This window comes from Thermomonospora echinospora (assembly GCF_900108175.1).
Classification (GTDB): Bacteria; Actinomycetota; Actinomycetes; order Streptosporangiales; family Streptosporangiaceae; genus Thermomonospora; species Thermomonospora echinospora.
Genome location: NZ_FNVO01000008.1, coordinates 296,327 through 311,844, shown reverse-complemented (window position 1 = coordinate 311,844; position 15,518 = coordinate 296,327). Strand labels below are relative to the sequence as shown.

General features: G+C 71.6%; 15 protein-coding genes. 7 read left to right on the top strand and 8 right to left on the bottom strand.

What is annotated here, in order from left to right; genetic code table 11:
- The coding region (locus C4U03_RS20535) for a helix-turn-helix domain-containing protein (RefSeq protein ID WP_200827350.1) at positions 1–287 on the bottom strand (287 nt) is incomplete at its 3' end.
- Positions 288–440: 153 nt separating this feature from the next.
- Between C4U03_RS20535 and C4U03_RS20530 the strand changes: the two genes are divergently transcribed.
- Positions 441–1,484: an NAD(P)-dependent alcohol dehydrogenase gene (locus C4U03_RS20530; protein WP_327373228.1), complete on the top strand. Its 1,044-nt coding sequence runs from the start codon at positions 441–443 to the stop codon at positions 1,482–1,484.
- Positions 1,485–1,781: 297 nt separating this feature from the next.
- Here the strand turns inward: C4U03_RS20530 and C4U03_RS20525 are convergent, their stop codons facing one another.
- Positions 1,782–2,909 (bottom strand): cobalamin B12-binding domain-containing protein, encoded by a 1,128-nt coding sequence (locus tag C4U03_RS20525; RefSeq protein WP_103939422.1) that lies wholly within the window; start codon positions 2,907–2,909, stop codon positions 1,782–1,784.
- Positions 2,906–4,609 (bottom strand): PP2C family protein-serine/threonine phosphatase, encoded by a 1,704-nt coding sequence (locus tag C4U03_RS20520; protein WP_235017996.1) that lies wholly within the window; start codon positions 4,607–4,609, stop codon positions 2,906–2,908. The genes C4U03_RS20525 and C4U03_RS20520 overlap by 4 nt, the downstream gene beginning before the upstream one ends.
- Before the next feature lie 383 nt (positions 4,610–4,992).
- On the opposite strand from C4U03_RS20520, the gene C4U03_RS20515 reads away from it, so the two are divergent.
- Complete coding sequence (locus tag C4U03_RS20515; protein ID WP_160147043.1) at positions 4,993–5,928, top strand: DUF1259 domain-containing protein; 936 nt, start codon at positions 4,993–4,995, stop codon at positions 5,926–5,928.
- 67 nt (positions 5,929–5,995) lie between these two features.
- Here the strand turns inward: C4U03_RS20515 and C4U03_RS20510 are convergent, their stop codons facing one another.
- Complete coding sequence (locus tag C4U03_RS20510; RefSeq protein WP_103939419.1) at positions 5,996–6,208, bottom strand: hypothetical protein; 213 nt, start codon at positions 6,206–6,208, stop codon at positions 5,996–5,998.
- A 292-nt stretch (positions 6,209–6,500) separates the two neighbouring features.
- On the opposite strand from C4U03_RS20510, the gene C4U03_RS20505 reads away from it, so the two are divergent.
- From C4U03_RS20505 to pqqB, 5 genes are all read left to right on the top strand, one after another.
- A complete protein-coding gene (locus tag C4U03_RS20505; RefSeq protein WP_103939418.1) occupies positions 6,501–6,872 on the top strand; it encodes a hypothetical protein in 372 nt (123 codons plus the stop codon).
- A 445-nt stretch (positions 6,873–7,317) separates the two neighbouring features.
- On the top strand, positions 7,318–8,022 hold the full coding sequence (pqqC, locus tag C4U03_RS20500; RefSeq protein WP_103939417.1) for a pyrroloquinoline-quinone synthase PqqC: 705 nt from the start codon (positions 7,318–7,320) through the stop codon (positions 8,020–8,022).
- Positions 8,019–8,351, top strand: coding sequence for a pyrroloquinoline quinone biosynthesis peptide chaperone PqqD (pqqD, locus tag C4U03_RS20495; RefSeq protein WP_103939416.1), 333 nt, complete (start codon positions 8,019–8,021; stop codon positions 8,349–8,351). The genes pqqC and pqqD overlap by 4 nt, the downstream gene beginning before the upstream one ends.
- 7 nt (positions 8,352–8,358) lie before the next feature.
- Positions 8,359–9,444 carry a pyrroloquinoline quinone biosynthesis protein PqqE gene (gene pqqE, locus C4U03_RS20490; protein WP_103939463.1) on the top strand — a complete coding sequence of 362 codons (1,086 nt, stop codon included), beginning with the start codon at positions 8,359–8,361 and terminating at the stop codon, positions 9,442–9,444.
- A 7-nt stretch (positions 9,445–9,451) separates the two neighbouring features.
- Positions 9,452–10,366, top strand: a complete 915-nt coding sequence (gene pqqB / locus C4U03_RS20485) for a pyrroloquinoline quinone biosynthesis protein PqqB (protein ID WP_103939415.1) — start codon at positions 9,452–9,454, stop codon at positions 10,364–10,366.
- A gap of 119 nt (positions 10,367–10,485) precedes the next feature.
- Here the strand turns inward: pqqB and C4U03_RS20480 are convergent, their stop codons facing one another.
- The 4 genes from C4U03_RS20480 to ligA form a co-directional block, all read right to left on the bottom strand.
- Positions 10,486–10,950, bottom strand: a complete 465-nt coding sequence (locus C4U03_RS20480; RefSeq protein ID WP_103939414.1) for a PPOX class F420-dependent oxidoreductase — start codon at positions 10,948–10,950, stop codon at positions 10,486–10,488.
- Between the two features lie 105 nt (positions 10,951–11,055).
- Positions 11,056–11,976: an RNA polymerase sigma-70 factor gene (locus tag C4U03_RS20475; protein ID WP_103939413.1), complete on the bottom strand. Its 921-nt coding sequence runs from the start codon at positions 11,974–11,976 to the stop codon at positions 11,056–11,058.
- Entirely contained in the window at positions 11,973–13,178 is a 1,206-nt protein-coding gene (locus tag C4U03_RS20470) for an NAD(P)/FAD-dependent oxidoreductase (protein WP_103939412.1), read from the bottom strand. The genes C4U03_RS20475 and C4U03_RS20470 overlap by 4 nt, the downstream gene beginning before the upstream one ends.
- Positions 13,179–13,306: 128 nt before the next feature.
- Positions 13,307–15,409, bottom strand: coding sequence for an NAD-dependent DNA ligase LigA (ligA, locus tag C4U03_RS20465; protein ID WP_103939411.1), 2,103 nt, complete (start codon positions 15,407–15,409; stop codon positions 13,307–13,309).
- Positions 15,410–15,518: the final 109 nt, after the last annotated feature.

Here is a 15,518-nt window from a genome sequence, read left to right as displayed (position 1 = left end):
GAGCCGGGGCCTGCGGCGCGGGCCAGGTCCTCCAGATGGGTGCGTTCGGCGTCGTTGAGCCGCAGCGCGCGGGCCAGGGCGTCCAGAACGTGGTCGGAGACGCCGGACAGGTCACCGCGTTCCAGGCGGGAGTAGTACTCCACGCTCACTCCGGCCAGCTGGGCGACCTCGGCTCGGCGTAGGCCGGGCACCCGGCGGGTGCCGTAGGAGGGGAGCCCGGCCTGCTGCGGGCTGATCCTGGCGCGCCGGGAGGTCAGGAACTCACGGACCTGGCTGCGGTTGTCCACCTTCCCCAGGCTAGGCGGCCTCCCGCCTGGCTGGGGTGCCCTGCCAGTACACCCTTCATCAGTGCCTTCCTCCCCACCTGACCAACTCTTTTGATGGGTGCTGTCCCCCTCCAGCCCGGTGGGTACGCGGGGGGCCCAATCAGAGGAGCAACCATCATGCGTGTTCATGCCTACGCCGCACCGGCCGCCGCCGAGCCGTTGGTCCCCACGGTCATTGAACGGCGTGACGTCGGCCCCAACGACGTCCTCATCGAGATCAAGTACGCCGGCATCTGCCACTCCGACATTCACACCGTCAACGGCGACTGGGGGCCCCAGTCCTACCCGCTGGTCCCCGGCCACGAAATCGTCGGCATCGTCACCGAGGTCGGCGCCGACGTCACCCTGCACCAGGCCGGTGACCGCGTCGGAGTCGGCTGCATGGTCAACTCCTGCGGCGAGTGCACCAACTGCCGCAACGGCAACGAGCAGTACTGCCTCAACGGGATGGTGCCCACCTATGGGGCCGTCGACCGGGACGGCACCATCACGCAGGGCGGCTACTCCACACATGTCGTCGTCGACGCCGACTTCGTCCTGTCGGTGCCCGAGGGCATCGACTTCGCGGCCGCGGCGCCGCTGCTGTGCGCGGGCATCACCACCTACTCGCCGCTGCGCCGCTGGGGGGCCGGCCCGGGCAAGAAGGTCGCCGTTGTCGGTCTCGGCGGGCTGGGGCACATGGCCGTCAAGTTCGCCCACGCTCTGGGCGCCGAGGTCACCGTGCTCTCGCAGTCGCTGAAGAAGCAGGAGGACGGCCTGCGGCTCGGGGCCGACCACTACCACGCCACCAGCGACCCCGACACCTTCGAGCGGCTCGCCGGCCGGTTCGACCTGATCGTCAACACCGTCAGCGCCCGCATCGACGTCGACGCCTACCTCGGTCTGCTCGCGGTCGACGGCACCTTGGTCAACGTCGGTGCCCCCGCCGAGCCGCTGAGCCTCACCGTGTTCTCCCTGCTGAACGCCCGGCGCTCCTACGCCGGGTCGATGATCGGCGGCATCCCCGAGACGCAGGAGATGCTGGACTTCTGTGCGGAGCACCACATCGGCGCCGACATCGAGCTGATCTCAGCGGACCGGATCAACGAGGCCTACGAGCGTGTCCTGGCCTCCGACGTCCGCTACCGGTTCGTCATCGACACCGCCACTCTCGGCTGACCCGGAGCCCGCCAGGCGGGCTTGATCGGCTCCGCCCGCCCGGCCGGCCGCGAGGACCGGCCGGGCGGAGCCCCTCCGTACGAGGGCGGCGCAGCGCAGGAGTGCGGCCAGAGCTCGCACGAGCTCGCCGTACGCCTCGGCGACAACACGCTCGTAGATGGGCCGGCCCCCAGGATGACCATCGGGGAAGGCCGCGCCCTCCGACACCGCCCCGGGCCCCGAAGCAGCTTGGTCACCGTTCGTGGTCACCACGGGCCCGAAGTGCTGCGGCACAGAACCCGCATCAGCTTCCTGGACTCACAGCAGGCGGCCACCGCTCATGCCGGCCTCGATCGTTCGGGGACTTGGCCGTGTTATGGCCGTGTGTGCGCGGGTGAGCATATCGGTGGCTCGTGGATAGTCGGCGAGTTGTTCTGACAACAGTTCCAGGGCGGGCAGCAGGCTGTGCGCGGGGACGTTCCGGGCGCTGAGGATGCCGGCGGTCCAGGTGAGGAAGCCGGTGAACAGGTCAGGGTCGTCCAGGTAGAGCGCGGTGGCGAGGAAGTCGACGATGTGGGCGATGTCCTCGGCGGTGTGGCGTCGCTGCCGGTCGGTGTAGTCGACCATCACCGGGACGTGTGAGGGCAGCCGACCCAGCACATGCCGGACAAGTTGGGTGGCCGTGCGGGTGATGTGGGTGTATTCCTGGTCGGCCAGGTGCGGCAGGTCGTCGATGGCCTGGCGCGGAGGAGACGGCGGAGGCAGCGGGGCCTCGGCCAGGCGGTCGGCGGCGATGCGTGCGTCGCCGGCCCAGCCGTCGGCGCCGAGCAGGGAGGCGTAGCGGCCGGCGGGGCCGTAGGCGGCTCCACCGACCAGGACCGGGGTGCCGGTGGCCTGGCAGGCGATGATCGCGGCGTGCGCGGCGGGCAGGCGGGTGGCGATCGAGGACGACAACGCCACCAGGCTCGGCCCGGTGCGGTGCAGATGGCCGATCAGATGCGGGGTGGGAACCTGGGCGCCGAGGTAGTCGACGTGCCAGCCGCGCAGGCGCAGCACCTCGGCCACGATCCGGGCGGGCAGCGCGTGCCACTCACCGTCGATGCACGCCACGGTGATACGGCCGAGCCGGTCGGCGGCGCGTTCGTCCCGCCGCTCCCGGACGGCCGGGTGGTGCGCGACCGCCGCGATCAGGCGTTCGTTGACCGCCGTGGCAGTGTGCTCCTGCGCGACGGTCATCCGGTTGGCCGCCCACTCGCGCCCCACCCTGGCCTGCAGCGGCGCGATGACCTCCAGCAGCAGGTCCTCGATGTCCATCCCGTCGTCCAGCGCGGCTATCGCGGTGTCGGCGGCGGCGTACTCCTCACCGGCGGTGACGGCGTCCCACAGCCGGTCCGTCCAGGTGCTCATGGCGACGGGCGGCTCGGCCTGTCGCAGCGGGTCGCTCATGCGAGGAATCTTCCAGAGTCCCTATGCGGTGTACCGTCCGGGCCATGCCCGTCGACGGCGCTGAGCCGGGAGCGCCGGGGAGCGGTGATCGCGACCGTGGCCATGTCGTCGTGCCGGCTGGAGCCCACCCATTCTGCGGCGAGCATGTGCACCCGTTCCACCAGGGCCTCGGGCGGCATGCCGCCGCACTGGCCCAACTCGACGCGCAACCGCTCGTCGCCGAACATCTCGCTCCCCAGCGGCCCGCCGATGGCCTCGGTGATGCCGTCGGTGTACAGCAGGCACGTATCCCCGGGCTCCAGCGCCACGGTGGCGGTCGTAGAGACGATGTCGTCCAGGACACCGATCAGTGATCCCTTCGTTCCGGCCATCTCCACCTTCCCGTCGGTCCGGACGATCAAGGGCGCGGCGTGCCCCGCGCTGGTCAGCTTGAGCCGGACGCCGGTGCCCCGCCGGCGGATCGAGGCCAGGACCAGCGTGACGAACCGGGTGGTGTCGGCATACAGCATCGTCTGGTTCAACAGCTCCAGAACGTGCTGGTGGTCGCCGGCCATGGGCAGCAGGGCCCGCAGCGTGTTGCGGATCTTGCCGGTGAGCACCGCGGCCTCCAGACCCTTGCCGCACACGTCCCCCAGCACGACCAGCGACTCGCCGTCGGGATCGGCCGCATCGGCCGGGTACAGGTCGTAGAAGTCACCGCCGACCAGTTCACCGTCCCCCGCCGGACGGTAGCGGGCCGACAGCTCGACCCCGTCCAGCTCGTTCGTGCGCGGCGGCAGCAGCTCACTCATCAGCGTCCGGGTGATGGCCGCCTGCTCGGCGTACATGCGGGCCGCCGACATCGCCGCGCCCGCCCGGGCGGCGAACAGCCGGGCGAACACCTCCTCGTCCCCGGAGAACGCCTCCTGTCGGGCGCGGCGCAGCAGAACCAGGGCGCCGGCCGCGGTACCGTGCCCCGGCAGGGCGGTCACCACCATCGCACCCGGCTCCCGCATCTGCCCGCGGGCGATCCACTCCGGCGCGGCGGACGGGTCGATCCACCGCGACGGCACCGGCAGAAACCCCTGCATCGCCTCGGCCAGCCCCGGCACCTCGGTCAGATCGATGCGCAACTCCCGGTGGTCGACCTGCCCGTCGGGGCCGCAGTAGGCGACCGGATGGACGCGCCCGTTCCGCGGGGCGATCACCACTGCCGCATCGGCGAGGTGCCGCGCGGCCAGCCGCACGGTCACCTCCATGCACCGTTCCAGGTTCAGCGACGCCATCAACCGGCTCGACGCCTCGGCCAGCAACGCGGTCCGCTCCCGCTCGACCTCCAGCTCCCGCATGAGGCGGTCCTGCTCGGTGATGTCGATCACCCACCAGGTCGTGGACACCGGGCCTGCGGACTCCTCGCCCTCCAGCATGGGCCGGGCCTCGAAGACCCGCTCGCCGATCGAGCCGCGGAAGGCGCCGTCGAGTGCGGCCCCGCCCACCGGGCAGGAGCCGGCTTCGCCGTCCGGACAATGACCGGCCAGCGACTCATGCGCCGCTACCAGCCACCCGGGTGCCACCCCGCCCAGCAAGACCCCCGGCGCCGCCCCGAACAGGACGCGCGCCGCGTCGTTGAGCCGGACGATGACGCCGGAGGCATCCACCGACAGAGCCGCGTACGGGACGGGCCGTGCCACCGGGTCGAGGACGTCCTGGGAACCGTTCACGGCTGGAGTCACATCCATCACGACACACAGCCTGCGGTGGACTGCCTCTCCTCTCACACGTCGACCGCCGTACGTAAGTCTTCGCAATCCACCCTAACCCACCTCAGTTGCCGACGGACAAACACCCGATCCCGGACCACGGCACCGGCGGACACCGGGTGGAGCGCCGGTACGGTGAGCCACTGATCTTCGCCGCCTCGTCTTCGTGACCGGCTGTGAACGATCAGGGGTTGTGTCGCCCGCAACGGGGAACGGCCGACGATGCGGATATTCGTTACCCGGTGATGATCCCAGGGCCGGGACGGGCCGTTCCGGCAAGGCCTGCATCCGGCCCGCGGCGACCACGCCGACAAACCCACCGTTCACGCATCAGGAGGCCCCTGATGGCCCCTCGCACACGATCATGGCGTCACGCCGCGATCGCCTTCACGGCCGGTGCGGCGGCCCTGGCCACCACGTCCGCCGCCATCGCCGGTACGGCCGCCGGGCGACCGCGTGGCATCGACTGGAACGCCGTGGGCCGCGCCATCGGCCAGCCGCTCAAGACCGAGGCCCAGGACGTGCACACCGCCGAATGGCTGCGCACCGACCTGCACGTCGTCAACGCCGGAGTGCGGGAGAACCCCGCGATGGAACTGAATGCCGAAGCCTCCTTCCACCAGACCACCCCCGACAGGGCGTTGATGATCGGTGAGGTCACCCTCACCGGCGCCGAGGTGAACAAGGTCGCCGACGCCCTGCAGCGCGGAGGCGTGGAGATCACCGCACTGCACAAGCACATCCAGGACGAGACCCCGCGGCTGTGGTGGATGCACTACTGGGCCCAGGGCGACCCCGTCCAGATCGCCCGCACCGTGCACACCGCACTCGCGCAGACCGGCATCCCCCTCGACCAGAAGGAGGGCAAGGAGCCTCCCGTCAAGCTGGACACCGCGGCGCTGGACCGCATCATCGGCGCCAAGGGCGAGGACGAGAACGGCGTCCTGCAGTACCGCATCCCGGTCACCCAGAAGATCACCGACACCCGCGCCCACACCACGGTGCCGTATCTGATGGAGGCCTCCACCCAGTTGATGTTCCAGCCTCTGGGCGGGGGGCGCGCCGCGGTCAACGGCGACTTCACCATGACCGCCGACCAGGTCAACCCGGTGATCAAAGCCCTGCGTTCGCGTGGCATGACCATCATCGAGTTGCACAACCACATGCTGTACGAGCAGCCTCGCCTGTTCTACCTGCATTTCTGGAAGACCGGAGACGCCACCGCACTCGCCGGCGACCTGCGCGCCGGCTTGGACCAGGTCCGCGCGCCCGGTCACTGAGCCGGAGCCGTCACGGGCGATCGCCGGCGGCGAGGAGCACCCGGCCGCGCCCGGGTCAGGAGGGCGATCAGTGCGTGCCGTTACCGCCGGATTCCCTTCGCCCCGGGGTCGGTGAACGATCAGGCGGGGTGCGCGCAGGGCTGGTGGAGGCGGTGGTCGCGGTGAGAGCGGCCAGGAGCGCCACGGCCGTCAGCACGGCCAGCGCGGCGCGTCCGCCCGCCAGATGCAGGGTCAGGGTCACCACGGCGATGCCGAGCGCGGTGCCCATGCCGCGGGTCATGATCCCCGATGGCTTCTGCGCCGGAACCGATTTCCACCCTACGCCCGCCGTTCGGGTCGTCCCCGGAGGCGACCGCCGCCGTAGCCCTCATCGGGGGCGAGGACAGCACATTGACGTTCCTTGACCGGGAGATATGAAGGCATCGGATCGGTCAAACGTGTCTTGGTGAAGATCTATCCGCTGTTCGACGCCCGTTAACCGCAATGCCATATGGGCGTCTCGTCCGGTGGGTCAGGCTTGAAGTGCGCACCTTCCGCAGCGCCGTGTCGCTGGAGGAGACCGTGGGGGCGCCATGCCGCACCGAAATCCACAGCCGAACCCGACGCGCAGGGCGACCGGCCCGCGCGAGACCGCTTCGCACCTCGGATTCCGCATCGCACGCACCGGGGCGACGGCCCTGCTGGCGGCATGGGCCACGATTCCCCTGACCGGCGCGCTGCAGCGCCTGCCGGCGCTGGCCACCGCCGCCTACGGGTTCGTGCTCGCGTTGGCCGGTGCCTCCGCCGCCCTGGGCTGGGCGACAAACCTGGGTCCGCTGCGAGCACGCCTGAAAGACCCGTCCTCCCAGGAGCGGCTGCACACGGCCGTGATCGTCCAATGGCTGCTCGCCGTGCTCGTCTCCACCGCCCTGGCCGGCTACGCCGCGCGATTCGCCGCCGGATAACGGCCCGGCGGTGTCCGGAGAACGGCTCCGGCACGCATCCGGTGGTGACGGTATACGCCGGCCGCCAGGATCTTGGTGTGCCTCGGAGTTGTCGAAGACGCTGTTTCCGTAACGGGAACATCGCCACGTATGGACCAGGAGGATCCGGGTCAATCGCCACCAAAGAGGCCTCGGGCCGGGTCTGGCTCGCGCCCTTATGAACACTTGTCCCGGTAAAGGATGGAAAGGGCGGTGGTGTGCGGAATGTGGTGTGCGGGCACGGCTCGACTGACGCGGAAGGTCGTAAGACCCGTCCGCGGACACGAAAGGAGGTTCCGGCATGAACACCGACGCGAACGAGCGCCAGGAGTGGGTGCCGCCCGTCGTGGAGCAGTACGACGCCGGCCTGGAGGTGACCGCCTACGCCTGGGCGGCCGACCCGCGCGACGAGGACTGGTAGCCCGCGATGCCGGGTGCATCCCAGGTGCTGACCGCCGAGGAGTTCACGACGGCCCTACGCGCCAGGTCCGCACGCTACTGGGACAGGCACCCGTTCCACCTCCGCCTTCATGAGGGCTCGCTCACGGAGGCGGAGGTCCGCGGATGGGTGGCCAACCGCTGGGTCTACCAAAAGTGCCTGCCGCAGAAGAACGCCTTCATCATCGCCAACTGCCCGCACCCGGAGATCCGCCGGATGTGGCTGGAGCGGATCGCGTTCCACGACGGCACGGCCGAGGGCGAAGGCGGGATCGAGGACTGGCTGGCGCTCGCCGAGTCGGCCGGCCTCACCCGTCAGGAGGTCCTGGACGAGCGGCACGTCGCCCCCGGGGCGCGGTTCGCCGTCCAGGCGTATCTGGACTTCGTCCGCACGCGGCCGTGGGAGGAGGGCGTGGCCGCCTCGCTGACCGAACTGTTCGCGCCGGACCTGATGCGGGACCGGGTCGCGGCCTTCCGGAAGCACTATCCCTGGATCAAGCCCGAGGGCCATGCCTACTTCACCCGGCGCCTCCCGGTCGTCTCCTCCGACAGCGACCGTACGCTCGCGATCGTCCTGCGGCACTGCGCCACCCGGGAACGGCAGGAGGCCGCGCTGGCCGCGCTGACGTTCAAGTGCGACGTGCTGTGGGCGCTGGCGGACGCCATCGAGCACGCCACGGCGTGTGACCGATGACCGGGATCGGCCCGCGGTCGCGGTTACGGCCCCGCTCTGGGGTCCGCCTGGTGTTCGACGAGGTCCGCGGCAGCCACGCGCTGCTGTATCCGGAGGGCGTCCTGCTGATCAACGAGACCGCCGCCCGGGTGCTGGGCGCCTGCACGGGCGAGTCCACGGTGGCCGACCTGGTCGCCGCCCTGGACGCCGAGTACGACGGGGTCTGCGCGGAGGAGGTGCTGGCCCTGCTGTCCCGGCTCGTCACCGCCCGTCTCCTGCACGTGGCCGAGGACGGGTCCCCGCGGGCAGCCGACCAGGACCGCTTCGAGGGGGATGAGGATGTCCGCTGAGGCCGAGATGAGACCTCCGATCGGGCTGCTCGCCGAGCTGAGCTACCGGTGCCCGCTGCACTGCCCGTACTGTTCCAACCCGGTCGCCTTGGGCGACCACCGGCGGGAGCTGACCGGGGAGCAGTGGTGCCGGGTGCTCACCGAGGCCCGTGAACTGGGAGTACTTCAACTCCACCTGTCCGGGGGCGAGCCGCTGACCCGCCGGGACCTGCCCGAGCTGGTCCGGCACGCGCGCCGGGTGGGGCTGTACTCCAACCTCGTGACGAGTGGGGTGGGACTGACCGACCGGCGCCTGGCCGCGCTGGTCGAGGCGGGACTCGACCATGTGCAGCTCTCGGTCCAGGACTCCGCGGCCGAACGCTCCGACCGGATCGCCGGGACCCGGTCGTTCGAGCGCAAGCGGGCGGCAGCGCGCGCGGTGAAGCGGGCAGGGTTACCGCTGACCGTCAACGTCGTCCTGCACCGGCACAACGCCGACCGCGTGGCCGAGCTGGCCGAGCTGGCCGTTCGCTGGGGCGCCGACCGGCTCGAACTCGCCCACACGCAGTACTACGGATGGGCGGCGCTCAATCAGGCCCGGCTGCTGCCGGCGCGGGAGCAGGTCGAACGGTCCCGCGCCGCCGCCCGGGACGCCGCCGAGCGCCACGGTGACCGACTGGGCATCGTGTACGTCGTCCCGGACCTGTACGAGGACCGTCCCAAGCCGTGCATGCACGGATGGGGACGGCGGCACCTTGTGGTCCGGCCGAACGGGGACGTGCTGCCCTGCACGGCGGCCGGGGAGATCCCGGGACTGCCGATCGAGAACGTGCTCGGCACGCCGCTGGCGGAGATCTGGTTCTCCTCGGAGTCGTTCAACCGGTTCCGCGGCACGGACTGGATGCCGGACCCGTGCCGTGGCTGCCCCCTGCGGGAGGTCGACTTCGGCGGCTGCCGCTGCCAGGCGCTGCGGCTGCTCGGCGACGCGAGCGCCACCGACCCCGTCTGCGCTCTGTCGCCGCACCATTCCGTGGTGACCCGGCTCGTGGAGCAGGCGCAGGCGGCACAGGCCGGGCCCGACGCCGCGTCCGGGCCCATGGTCCCGCGACGGTAGGGCGCCGATGAAGATCCGTGTCCTCGGGACCGCGGCCGGCGGCGGTTCCCCGCAGTGGAACTGCTCCTGCGTGCAGTGCGCCCGCGCCCGCCGCGCCGGGCCGCCGAGCTGGCGCACCCAGGACAGCCTGGCCGTCAGCGGCACCGGCGACACCTGGTATCTGGTCAACGCCTCCCCCGACGTCCGCGCCCAGATACTCCTCGCGCCGGAGCTCACGCCACGCCCCGGCACCCGCGAGACACCGTTGCGGGGCGTCCTGCTGTCCAGCGCGGAACTGGACCACACCATCGGCCTTGCCGTCCTCCGGGAGGGAGCGCCGCTCAATGTGTACGCGCCCCCGGCGGTCATCGGCGCGCTGTCCAGTGCCTTCCCCCTGCGGGACGTCCTGGCGCCCTACGCCGATCACCGCTGGCATGCCGTCGAACCGGGCGATCCACTGCGGCTGGACGAACGCCTGGTGGTCACCGCCGTGTCCCTGGGGGACAAGCGGCCCCGGTACGCGCGCGGCCTGCCCGGACGGGACTGGGTGGTGGCGTACTCGATCGAGGACGAGGTCACCGGCCGGCGGCTGGTCTACGCGCCGAACCTGGCCTCCTGGCCGGAGGAGTTCGATAAGGCGGCGGCCGGTGCGGACGTCCTGATCGCGGACGGCACCTTCTGGAGCGACGACGAACTCCGGCGCGCCACGCGCACTCCGCCGCGTACCGCCCCTACCCCGCCGCGTGCGACGGTGATGGGGCATCTGCCGGTCGCCGGACCGGGCGGTGTCGGCGAACGGCTGGCGGCCCTACCCGGTGGCCGGAGGCTGCTGACGCATCTCAACAACACCAATCCACTGCTGGACGCCACGTCCGACCAGTCCCTGGCCCTGGCATCGTCGTCGGTGGAGGTGGCGGCGGACGGCATGGTCCTGGAACTGTGAGCACCCGCAGGGCGCACCCGCGCACCGCGCGCGGTCGTGTCCGGCCGCCTCCTCGCGGGCCGGGCACGGACGGCGCCGGCATTCACGGGAGGTTCCCGCGGCTTCCGCCGCGGGAGCGCTCACTCCTGCGCGAGGCTCGCCGGGAAGCCGCCGGTGGCGACCGGGCCCCACCGTTCGGGGGTGACGCGGATGATGGACTTGCCCTGCTTGATCATCGCTGCGCGGTACTCGTCCCAGTCCGGGTGCTCCCCCGCGATGTTGCGGTAGTACTCCACCAGCGGCTCCACCGAGTCCGGCGCGTCGATGACCTCTGCCGAGCCGTCGATTTGGACCCAGGCGTCGTTCCAGTCGTCGCTCAGCACCAGAAGGCTCACACGCGAGTCCCGCCTGGCGTTGTGGGTCTTGGCACGCGCGGGGTAGGTGGAGACGACGATCCGTCCGGAATCGTCGACACCGCAGGTCACCGGCGAGCCCTGAACCCACCCGTCGCTCCGGGAGGTCAGCAGGATCGCCCGGTGCCGGGGCCGTACGAATTCCAGCAACTCGTCCAGTGTCACGGCGGTGTTGGTCGCGATCCGAGGCATGTCACAACCCTAACCACCCCTCCGGGGGAGCCCCGCCGCCTGCTGGCCGCAGGGGCCGCCCACGTCGGCACGGGCGTCGGCCCGAGGGCAGGCCCCGTACCGGGCTCACCGCGTCCCGACGTCGTGGGCGGTGCCCTCGGCGACGGCCCGGAGCTTGTCCGGGTTGGCCACGTTGTGGACGGCGGTGATGCGGCCGTCGGCGTCGAAATCGAAGGTGACAGTGGCGATCACACGGCCCGGGCCGCTGAACACCAGGCCCGGCCCGCCGTTGATCTCGACGAGTTCGGCGTTCATGTCGGCGGGCTCGACGCCCTGGTAGGCGACGGTGCCGATGGCCGCGAACCAGGCGGCCACCGTGGGCGCGCCCACGACCGGACGCAGCGCCTGGCGAACCTTGCCGCCGCCGTCGGTCCACAGGGTGACGTCCGGGGACAGCAGTTCCATCAGGGCGTTGACGTCGCCACCGGCCGCGGCGGCGAAGAACCGCTCGGTGACCTCGCGCTGCCGCGACCGGTCCACGGTGAAGCGCGGCCGCCGGGCCCGCACATGCTCACGGGCGCGGTGCGCGGCCTGCCGCACCGCGGCCTCGGAACGCTCCACCGCCTCCGCGATCTCGGCATGGCCGAAGCCGAAGACCTCCTTCAGCACGAACACCGCACGTTCGAGCGGGCTCAGCGTCTCCAGCACCACCAGCATCGCCATCGACACCGACTCGGCGTCCACGACGGCCTCCGCCGTGTCACCGCTGGTGAGGATGGGCTCCGGAAGCCATGGCCCCACATAGGTCTCCCGCTTGTACCGGGTGGAGCGCAGCCGTGCCAGCGCCAGATTCGACACGATCCGCGTCAGGTACGCCTTCGGGTCGGCCACCTGCGAGCGGTCGGCGGCCGACCATTTGATCCAGGCGTCCTGGACCGCGTCCTCGGCGTCGGCCGCGGTGCCGAGGACGCGGTAGGCCACCGAGAACAGCAGGTTGCGATGCCGGTTGAACACCTGCTGGTCAGGGTCCGGGGACGGCCGGGTCACCGCGCCTCCCGGCCCCGGGTGAAGCGGCCGCCGCGAGGCCAGAAGGCACCCGATGCGGGCATCTTCTTCATGCGGCCGTAGGTCGGCCAGGGCGCGGCGGTCACCATCTCCTTATAGCGGGCCGCCGTGCGGCCGGTCAGACATATCCGTCGGGGACTGTCGTCGGGGTGGGTGAACTGCACGACCGCGTCGTGCCTGCCCAGGCTCACCGGCGTGTGGTAGTAGCCGAAGCGGAACGGCTTGGGCCGCCTGCCCTTCAGCGCACGGACGATCGACACCGCGGCGTGCACGCCGGTCGGCATGCCGCCCTGGCAGGTGCCGTGCATGACGCCGTAGCCCTGGCTGATCGCGGCCGCGTCGCCCACGGCGTACACCTCCGGATGCGACACCGACCGCAGCGTGGCGTCGGTGACGATGCGGCCGCGCTCGTCGACGGTCAGCCCGGCGACGGCCGCCAGCGGCGACACCCGCGTCCCACTCGTCCACAGGACCACGTCGGCGGCGATGCTCTCCCCGTCCGCCAACTCGACCGCGCCGGGCAGCACCTTCACCACCTCGGCCCCGCCGCGCACCCGGACGCCCAGGCGCTCGAGCGCGGCCTGGAGGTACGCCCTGGCCTTCGGGTTCATGGCCGCACCGGGTTCGCGGCGGTCCAGCAGCACGACGTCCAGCTCCGGATGCCGCTCGGCGATCTCCGCAGCCGACTCGACGCCGGTCAGCCCGCCGCCGGCGACCACCACCGTGCCGCTGCCGAGCCGTGCCAGCCGGTCGGCCAGCACCTCGGCGTCCTGGGCGCCGTCCAGGGTGTAGGCGTGCTCCTCGGCGCCCGGCACCGCCGCCGTGTCGGCCACGCCGCCCAGTGCGTACACCAGCGTGTCGTAGGGCAGGACCCGGCCGTCGTCGATCCGCACGTTCTTCGCGTCCGCGTCCACCGCCGTCACCCAGCCGCACACGAACCGCGCCCCCGTGCCCTCCAGCAGGTCCGGGATGCTCAGCTCGGCGAGCCGCCGCCCGGTCGCCGTCATGTGCAGCCGCATCCGCTCGGTGAACCGCTCCTGCGCATTCACCAGCGTCACCTGCACGTCCTCGCGCCGCTTCACCCGGGCCGCGAGCTGGATGGCCGCGGCCATGCCCGCGTAACCCGCCCCCAGGACCACAACGCGGTGTACGGCCGCCATGCCGCCCTCATGCTGTGCGCTCATCGTTCCGCCTCGCTTCGGCTGTCGCTGACGACCACCAGATGCAAGCGGCCCGCTCGTCCGTGACATGAGGTCGAGGTGATGCACGCCACAGCCGGCTCGGTGGGGGTGGTCCGGGTTCGGCGGGGCGGTCACAGGTAGTCGGCGACGAGCTTCGCGAACTCCTCGGGGTCGATGATCGGGACGCCGAGCTTTTCGGCCTTGTCCTTCTTGGAGCCGGCCTTGGTCCCGGCGACGAGCAGGGCGGTGCGGGCCGACACCGAGGAGGACGCCTTGCCGCCGGCACGTTCGACGAGCTCGTTCATCTGGGTGCGGGACAGCTCGGCGAGCGGGCCGGTCATGGAGCCGGTGACGACGACCGACCTGCCCGCCAGCGGAAGTTCCCGCCCGGCGTCCTCCCCGTCCTCGGCCGCCGCGGCGGTGGGGCCGGTGGCGCCGGGCTCGGTCATGGTCACCCCGGCGGCGACCAGCTTGTCGATGAGCGGGGCGAGTTCGGCGATCTCGGCGACCAGGATCCTGGCCCGCTCCGGGCCGACGCCCTCGACCTGCTGGAGCGCCTCGTCGTCGGCGGCGCGGATGGCGTCCATGGTGGCGAAGTGCCGGGCGATGCGCCGCGACATGGACCGGCCGGTGCCGCGCACGCCGAGCGCGCAGAACACCTTGTTCAGCGGCTTGGCCTTGGCGGCCTCGATCGCGGCGAGCAGGTTGTCGGTGCTGACCTCGCCCATCCGTTCCAGCGTCAGGATCTGGTCGCGGGTGAGGGTGAACAGGTCGGCGAAATCGGTGATCAGACCGTTGCCGACGAGCTGGTCGATGATCTTCTCGCCCAGGCCCTCGATGTCGAGCTGGTCGCGGCCGACGGCGTAGCGGATGGAGGCGACCGCGTGACAGGCGCGGCCCCGCGCGCACCGCCACCGTTCCTGTGAGGTGTCGATCTCCCCCGCGCAGCGCGGGCAGGCCCGCGGCGCGACGATCGGCTGCTCGGCGCCGGTCCGCAGACCCGCGACCGGCGCCTCCACGCGCGGGATGACGTCGCCGGCCTTGTAGACGGTGACGTGGTCGCCGACCATCAGGTCACGCCGGGCGATGTCGGCGGCGTTGTGCAGCGTGGCATAGGTGATGACCGAGCCGTCCACCTCGACCGGCTCCAGCACCGCGCGGGGCGCGATGATGCCGGTGCGGCCGACGTTCCACTCCACCGCGACCAGTTTGGTGATCTTCTCCACCGCCGGGAGCTTGTAGGCGACCGCCCAGCGGGGCGCCCGCGAGGAGAACCCGGCCTCGGCCTGGTCCTCGGCGGCGTCGGCCTTGACGACGATGCCGTCGATGCCGAACTCCAGCTCGCCGCGCAGCGCGGCGATCTCCTCCACCCGCTGCTGCACCTGCTCGACCGTCGTACAGGTAACGCCGGCCACCGGGGTCCGCGCGGTCGTGTGCACCCCCAGGCCGGCGATCAGGTCCATGATCTGGCTGTGCGGCAGCCGCCGCAGCCGCTCGGCCAGCCCCGCCTCGGTGCCGTCCCCGAAACCCGCACCGTCCGGCAGGGGCAGGGCGCCGTAGCCGAAGAAGGTCATCTCCACCTGGTACGGCCGCTCCTTGGTCCGCAGCGACCCGGCCGCCGCGCTGCGCGGATTGGCGAACGCCGACGCACCGGTCGCGGTACGGGCGGCGGTGGCGGCCTCGAACTGGGCGTAGGTCATCAGCACCTCACCGCGCAGCTCCACCGTCACCGGCTCGGCCAGCCGCTCCGGCAGTCCGACGATGATCCCGATGCCCTGCGCGGAGACGTCCTCCCCCGCCGCCCCGTCCCCCCGGGTGACGAGCTGGACCAGCCGCCCGTCCCGATACCGCGCCGAGATCGCCAGGCCGTCGAGCTTTGGCTCCACACTCCACCGCTCCACCAGACGGCCGATGCGCCGCTCCAACCCCGCCGCCCACGCCGTCAGCCCCTCGGGCCCGAACACGTTGTCCAGCGACAGCATCGGCACCGTGTGCGGGACGTCGCCCACCACCGCTCCCCCGGCCACCTTGCCGGTCGGCGAGTCCGGCAGCACCTGCTCCGGGTGCTCGGCCTCATAGGCGGCGATGCCGCGCACCAGCCGGTCGAACGCGTCATCGTCCAAGGGCGAGTCGCCGTCGCCGTAGTAAGCGGCCGCGGCGGCGACGGCGGTCTGCACGGCGGCCGCGTACGCGGCCTGATCAGCGATCTCGGTGAAGGCAACGGCTTCGCTCATGACGACATCATTCCTGGCGGCTACGACAGTTCCAGCGCCGCGGACCGTGTCCCCAGGCACCCCGAAGGGCGACGTTGTGCAGGCACCGGTCACTGGGATGCCGCAGTCC